The 6,830-nt window shown below is 37.4% G+C and carries 5 protein-coding genes and 1 pseudogene; all 6 read left to right on the forward strand.

Features of this window, described 5'->3' with window-relative positions; genetic code table 11:
• Nucleotides 1-150: PRD domain-containing protein (locus GSA01S_RS10585; protein WP_157064812.1), on the forward strand; the 150-nt coding region annotated here is incomplete at its 5' end.
• A 208-nt stretch (nucleotides 151-358) separates the two neighbouring features.
• The gene (locus GSA01S_RS08780) at nucleotides 359-2,266 is read left to right on the forward strand and encodes a beta-glucoside-specific PTS transporter subunit IIABC (RefSeq protein WP_066126724.1); all 1,908 of its coding nucleotides are present in this window, start codon (nucleotides 359-361) and stop codon (nucleotides 2,264-2,266) included.
• Between the two features lie 122 nt (nucleotides 2,267-2,388).
• Nucleotides 2,389-3,807 carry a glycoside hydrolase family 1 protein gene (locus GSA01S_RS08785; RefSeq protein ID WP_066126725.1) on the forward strand — a complete coding sequence of 473 codons (1,419 nt, stop codon included), beginning with the start codon at nucleotides 2,389-2,391 and terminating at the stop codon, nucleotides 3,805-3,807.
• A 1-nt stretch (nucleotide 3,808) separates the two neighbouring features.
• A complete protein-coding gene (locus GSA01S_RS08790) occupies nucleotides 3,809-4,645 on the forward strand; it encodes a Cof-type HAD-IIB family hydrolase (RefSeq protein ID WP_066126727.1) in 837 nt (278 codons plus the stop codon).
• An 18-nt stretch (nucleotides 4,646-4,663) separates the two neighbouring features.
• Nucleotides 4,664-5,290 (forward strand): annotated as a pseudogene (locus GSA01S_RS08795) (histidine phosphatase family protein).
• The gene (locus GSA01S_RS08800) at nucleotides 5,277-6,713 is read left to right on the forward strand and encodes a 6-phospho-beta-glucosidase (protein WP_066126728.1); all 1,437 of its coding nucleotides are present in this window, start codon (nucleotides 5,277-5,279) and stop codon (nucleotides 6,711-6,713) included. The pseudogene GSA01S_RS08795 and the gene GSA01S_RS08800 overlap by 14 nt, the downstream one beginning before the upstream one ends.
• Nucleotides 6,714-6,830 lie beyond the last annotated feature (117 nt).

Below are 6,830 nucleotides of genomic sequence, written 5' to 3' on the forward strand. Positions count from 1 at the left end.
CAAGTAAAAGCGTCTTATCCTAAAGCTTTTGAATGTACGGAGAAAATTAAAGAATATACTGAAAGAGTTCATCAATTTACCATCAATCAAGATGAGCAAGTATATTTAGCGATTCATATCCAACGTTCAATTACTCAAAGTCAAATATAACAACAGAAGAATTCACATGAATAGGATCGTGACTGGTAATGCAGGCGAAACCTAGGTGGATAATCTAAGTTATTCTTGTTTGGAGAATGTTGATAGCCGGACTATCGACTTTTTCAGATGCTAGAATGGTTTAGATTATCTATCTAGGTTTTTTTCATTCTTAGGTAGTAAAATTATAAAAATAAAAAAATAGAAAGAGGTAAGGAAAATGGCAGATTATACAGATTTAGCCAAAGACATCGTTGAGCATGTCGGGGGGAAGGAAAACGTTAAAAGTGTTAGACACTGTATCACAAGATTACGTTTCCAATTGAAAGATGAAGGTAAGGCAGATACAGAATACTTAAAAAAACGTGATGGTGTCGTAACGGTTGTTCAAGCCGGTGGACAATACCAAGTCGTTATTGGTAACCATGTGCCAGATGTTTATGAAGCGGTGTTAAAACAAGGCGTTGCTGGTGTAGGATCAGTGGATGTTGATGAAGGCGACGATGTTGCAAATGGTAATTTATTCGACCGTTTCGTTGACTTAATGTCAGGTTTATTCCAACCGTTCTTAGGTGCGTTAGCAGCTGCCGGTATTTTAAAAGGGGTTGTGGCGATTTTAGCTGCTGTTGGTGGTGAAAATATCACAGCATCTGGTTTATATGTCTTATTAAATGCAGCCGGAGATGCCTTTTTCCAATACCTACCATTTGCTTTAGCAATTACGGCAGCAGGTAAATTTAAAATGAATCAATTTACTGCTTTAGGTGTAACAGGAGCATTATTATATCCAGGAATTGGTGAACAAATTGTTGAAGGAATCAAATTCTTAGGTATTCCATTCGCATTACCACAAGCGGGGAGTTATTATCAAACGGTTATTCCGATTATTTTAGCGATATGGGTAGCGTCTAAAGTTGAAAAATGGGCAAAATCATGGATGCCAACTGTGATGAAATTATTCGGAATCCCATTATTGACTCTATTAGTTTCTGTTCCATTAACCTTCATTGTCGTAGGTCCCGTTTCAAATATATTATCGGATTTATTATCAGTAGCGTTTAATTCATTATATGGATTTAGTCCAATTTTATTTGGTGCTGTATTAGGTGGTGCCTGGCAAGTATTGGTTATGTTCGGTATGCACTGGGCGATTGTACCAATGGTAATTAATCAACTTGCAGTACAAGGATTTACAGCTTTCTTCTCACCAGCTGTATTACCTAACTTTACCCAAACAGGTGCTATTGGGGCGATTATGATGAAAACCAAAGAGGACAAAGTAAAACAATTAGCAGGTCCAGCATTTGTTTCTTCACTATTTGGGGTGACAGAACCAGCCATTTATGGTTTAACTTTACCGATGCGTAAACCATTTATTATTTCTTGTATCGCCGGTGCTGTTCAAGGTGCCTATATTGGTTGGGCTGAAGCGACGATGTATCAAATGGGTGGTTTAGGAATCTTTGCGTACCCTTCATATGTAAACCCACAAAATGGTGATTTCTCTGGTGTTATTCATATGTTAATTGGTACCGCGATTGCGATTGTCGTATCATTTATTTTAACATACTTCTTTGGTGTAACAGAAATCTTTGGTGGCAGTAAAGCAGACGCAGCAACTACCGAAGCGACAACAACTGAAGAAACAGCGACGCCAACGGCTTTACAATTAAAACAAGAAATTATCGCGGCACCATTATCAGGACAAGTAGTTGCATTAAAAGATGTACCAGATCAAGTATTTGCCAGTGAAGCAATGGGGAAAGGGATTGCGATTTTACCTAATAAAGGTGAAGTTGTTTCACCAGTCAATGGGGTTGTGACCACTATTTTCCCAACAGGACATGCCGTAGGGATTACTTCAGATTCAGGAGCAGAAATCTTAATCCATGTCGGAATGGATACTGTTCAATTAGACGGTAAAGGTTTCCGTGCGCATGTACAAAATAATGACCGTGTTCAAGCAGGACAAAAATTAATTGACTTTGATATTCCAACTATTGAAGCAGCTGGTTTACCAATCATTACACCGGTTATTATTACCAACACGAATAACTATACGGATGTAATTTCAACTCAAGAAGCTGAAGTAACAGCAGGCGACTACTTAATCGATGCCATCATTTAATTCGCTTAAGTAATTGAATATGGTAGTAAATGTAGCGAATGAAGGGAGACTTTAATTGAAAAGTCAAAACGGAGTTCGCTACAATATTGTTAGAAAACAAAAAATGAAAAGGGGTATAAGTAATGACAGTTTTTCCTAAAGGATTTTTATGGGGTGGCGCAACCGCAGCTAACCAATTTGAAGGTGCTTATAGTGAGGATGGAAAAGGCTTAAGTGTCCAAGATGTCACACCACAAGGTGGGTTTGGTCCGATTACTGAAGAACCAACAGAGGATAACTTAAAGTTAAAAGGAATTGACTTCTACCACCGTTACAAAGAGGATATTGCCTTATTTGCTGAAATGGGCTTTAAAGTTTTCCGCTTATCCATTGCTTGGAGCCGTATCTTCCCTAAAGGGGATGAATTAGAACCAAATGAAGCAGGATTGGCTTTTTATGATCGTGTATTCGATGAATTAGAAAAATATGGTATTGAACCATTAGTGACTTTATCACATTATGAAACACCTTTACATTTAGCACGTGAATATAATGGCTGGGCTAACCGTGATTTAATCTCATTTTATGAACGCTATGTTAGCACAGTGTTTGAACGTTTCCAACATCGTGTAAAATACTGGTTAACCTTTAATGAAGTAAACTCAGTCTTACATGCACCATTTATGAGCGGGGGGATTGTGACACCACCTGAAGAATTATCTCAACAAGATTTATATCAAGCGGTTCATCATGAGTTAGTAGCATCTGCTTTAGCAACTAAAATTGCGCATGAAATCAATCCAGAGATGAAAGTGGGTTGTATGGTATTAGCAATGCCAGCTTACCCAATGACCTCTCATCCATTAGATCAATTGGCTGTTCGTCAATTTGAAAATCAAAATTATCTATTCTCTGATATTCACGTACGTGGAAAATATCCAAATTATATCAAACGTTATTTCAAAGATAATAATATTGAAATTCAATTTGCTGATGGAGACGAAGAATTATTATTAAACCATACGGTTGATTTTATTTCATTCTCTTATTATATGAGTGTGGCTCAAGCACATAATCCTGAAGAATATACGTCTGGTAAAGGAAATATTATGGGGGGTATTACCAATCCTTATTTAGAAGCTTCTGAATGGGGATGGCAAATTGATCCAGTAGGTTTACGTTTAGTGTTAAATGATTTCTACGATCGTTATCAATTGCCATTATTTATTGTTGAAAATGGATTGGGCGCAAAAGATGAGTTAGTAGAAGGTCCGAATGGCCCAACGGTGGAAGACGATTATCGTATCGATTATTTACAAAAACACTTAGTACAAGTTGGTGAAGCAGTAAAAGATGGTGTTGAAGTAATGGGGTATACGACTTGGGGATGTATTGACTTAGTTTCAGCTTCAACTGCCGAAATGAGTAAACGTTATGGCTTTATTTATGTAGACCGTCATGATGATGGAACAGGTACACTAGCACGTTATAAGAAAAAATCATTTGATTGGTATAAAGAAGTGATTGCTACCAATGGTGAAAAATTATTTGAGGAGCAATAAGATGAATAAAAAAGTAATCTTCCTGGATGTAGACGGGACCATTACCAATTATTCAAACCAAATTCCAGCTTCAACGATTGAAGCCATCCGTCAAGCAAGAGCGAATGGTCACCTAGTTTTTACGGTGACTGGGCGTTCTAAGGCGGAAATGTATGATGAGATTATAGATATTGGGTTTGATGGCTATATTGGCGGTAATGGATCCTATATTGAAGTTGGAGACCAAGTTCTCTTTGAACAAGTCGTCGATTTTGATGATGCGAAAGCAATTGTCGATTGGTTACATGAACAAGGATTAGAATTTTATCTAGAATCAAATTCAGGATTATATGCCTCAGAGAACTTTGTAGAGCGAGGTACTCCCGTTATGATTGAGTACACACGTTATAAAGGACAAGAGAATGCTGAGCAAACGACCGTTGATTCTGCGTTTCCAAATATGATTTATGGAGCAGATTTATATCGTAATGATTTAAATAAAGTGTCATTTATCTTAGATTCTTACCAAAACTATTTAGATGCTAAAGCAAAATTTAGTCATCTTAAAGTAGGCACTTGGGGTGGAGCAGGTGAAAAAGCCCTGTTCGGCGATATCGGAGTTGCACAAAATGATAAAGCAAAAGCTATTGATTTATTATTAGAACATTTAAATATGAAGCGTGAAGATACCTTTGCTTTCGGTGACGCTAAAATCGATATTCCGATGCTAGACTATTGTGCTGTAGGAGTGGCTGTGGACTCTGGTGGCGATGAAATTAAAGCAATGGCTGATTACATTACCGATGCAGTGGATGATGATGGTATTTATAACGCATTTAAACATTTTGGTTTAATTTAATACAAAGGATGGTGGCTAATGAAAAGATTATTTTTAATGCGCCATGGTCAAACTTTATTTAATTTACAAAAACGAATACAAGGAGCTTGTGACTCGCCCTTAACTGAATTAGGCATTCAATAAGCTTTAGCTGCTAAACAATATTTTGACGAGCGTCAGATTCAATTTGATGCTGCTTTCTCGTCAACACAAGAAAGAGCCAGTGATACTTTGGAGCTGATTTTACCTAGTGGGCAAACTTACACACGCTTAAAAGGCCTTAAAGAGTGGAATTTTGGTGAATTCGAAGCTCAACCGGAATTCTTAAATCCCAAACGTCAACCTGGTGCTAAAAGCTATGGTGATTATTTTGTCGCTTATAGCGGTGAATCGGCAGATGAAGTAGCAAGACGTATGAAGGAAAGCATCACCAATACATTAGAAAAAGTTGAAGGTGACAATATTTTAATGGTGTCTCATGGCGGGGCCATGTGGGTGCTGTATCTCTTACTAGATTTACTAAAAGAGCCAGTACCGATTATGCCAAATTGTGGCATTTATGAATACACTTATGACAATGGGCAATTTGATATCGTTCAGATTATTGACCCCATTGCAGAAAAGAATTATCGAATATCAGAGGAGGAGAAAAATGTCAGAAATTAAAACATTTCCTGAAGGATTTTTATGGGGTGGCGCAACAGCCGCTAACCAATGTGAAGGTGCTTATAATGTCGACGGACGTGGACTAGCAAACGTTGACGTCGTACCAATTGGTGAAGATCGTTTTCCAATTATTACCGGTGAAAAGAAAATGTTTGATTTTGAAGAGGGGTATTTCTATCCAGCAAAAGAATCAATCGATATGTATCACCGCTTCAAAGAAGATATAGCTTTATTTGGTGAAATGGGCTTTAAAACCTATCGTTTATCCATCGCATGGACACGTATTTTCCCGAATGGTGATGAAGAAGAACCAAATGAAAAAGGATTACAATTCTATGAAGATTTATTCAAAGAATGTCATAAACACGGCATCGAACCATTAGTGACAATTACTCACTTTGACTGCCCAATGCATTTAATTGAAAAATATGGTGGATGGCGTAACCGCAAAATGTTAACTTTCTACGAACGCTTATGTCGTACCTTATTTACTCGTTATAAAGGATTAGTAAAATATTGGTTAACCTTTAATGAAATTAATATGATCTTACACGCACCATTCATGGGCGCTGGATTATACTTTGAACCAGGTGAAGATAAAGAGCAAGTGAAATACCAAGCAGCTCATCATGAGTTAGTTGCTAGCGCACGCGCAACACAAATCGCACATGAAATTGATCCAGAAAACAAAGTGGGCTGTATGTTAGCAGCTGGACAATATTATCCTAATACCGCTCATCCAAGAGATTATTGGGAAGCAATGAAAGAAGACCGTGAAAACTACTTCTTTATTGATGTTCAAGCACGTGGTGAATATCCAAACTATGCATTGAAAAAATTTGAACGTGAAAACATCAAGGTTGAAATGACGGAAGAAGACTTAGCTTTATTAAAAGAGCATACCGTTGACTTTATTTCATTCTCTTATTATTCAAGCCGTGTAGCTTCTGGTGACCCCGCAGTTAAAGAAAAAACAGCCGGAAATATTTTTGAGTCACTTAAGAATCCTTATTTAGATGCATCTGAATGGGGCTGGCAAATTGACCCATTAGGTTTACGTATTACGATGAACGCTATCTGGGATCGTTATCAAAAACCATTGTTTATCGTCGAAAATGGATTAGGTGCGGTTGACACACCAGATGAAAATGGTTATGTAGAAGATGACTACCGTATTGAATACTTAAAAGCACATATCCAAGCAATGCGTGATGCGATTAATGAAGACGGCGTCCCATTATTAGGTTACACCACATGGGGATGTATCGATTTAGTTTCAGCTGGAACCGGTGAAATGAAAAAACGATATGGCTTTATCTATGTAGACCGTGATAACCAAGGTAACGGAACCCTAAAACGTACCAAGAAAAAATCATTTGACTGGTATAAAGAAGTTATCGCAACCAACGGTGCAAGTTTATAATCATTGATTGTATCAATTGTGGTCAAAGGAGAAATAACATTTGACGTTTTTTTTAACCATAAAGAGGCTGGGCAAAAACTTTTTAAATTCTGCTCAGACATATCTATTTATTTCAAA

The organism is Globicatella sanguinis NBRC 15551 (genome assembly GCF_001552295.1).
GTDB classification, from domain to species: Bacteria; Bacillota; Bacilli; order Lactobacillales; family Aerococcaceae; genus Globicatella; species Globicatella sanguinis.

What these genes read in the sequence shown, in the direction of transcription:
- GSA01S_RS08780 (WP_066126724.1), top strand. Translation starts at nt 359, where the DNA reads ATGGCAGATTATACAGATTTAGCCAAAGACATCGTTGAGCATGTCGGG.
- GSA01S_RS08785 (WP_066126725.1), top strand. Translation starts at nt 2,389, where the DNA reads ATGACAGTTTTTCCTAAAGGATTTTTATGGGGTGGCGCAACCGCAGCT.
- GSA01S_RS08790 (WP_066126727.1), top strand. Translation starts at nt 3,809, where the DNA reads ATGAATAAAAAAGTAATCTTCCTGGATGTAGACGGGACCATTACCAAT.
- GSA01S_RS08800 (WP_066126728.1), top strand. Translation starts at nt 5,277, where the DNA reads ATGTCAGAAATTAAAACATTTCCTGAAGGATTTTTATGGGGTGGCGCA.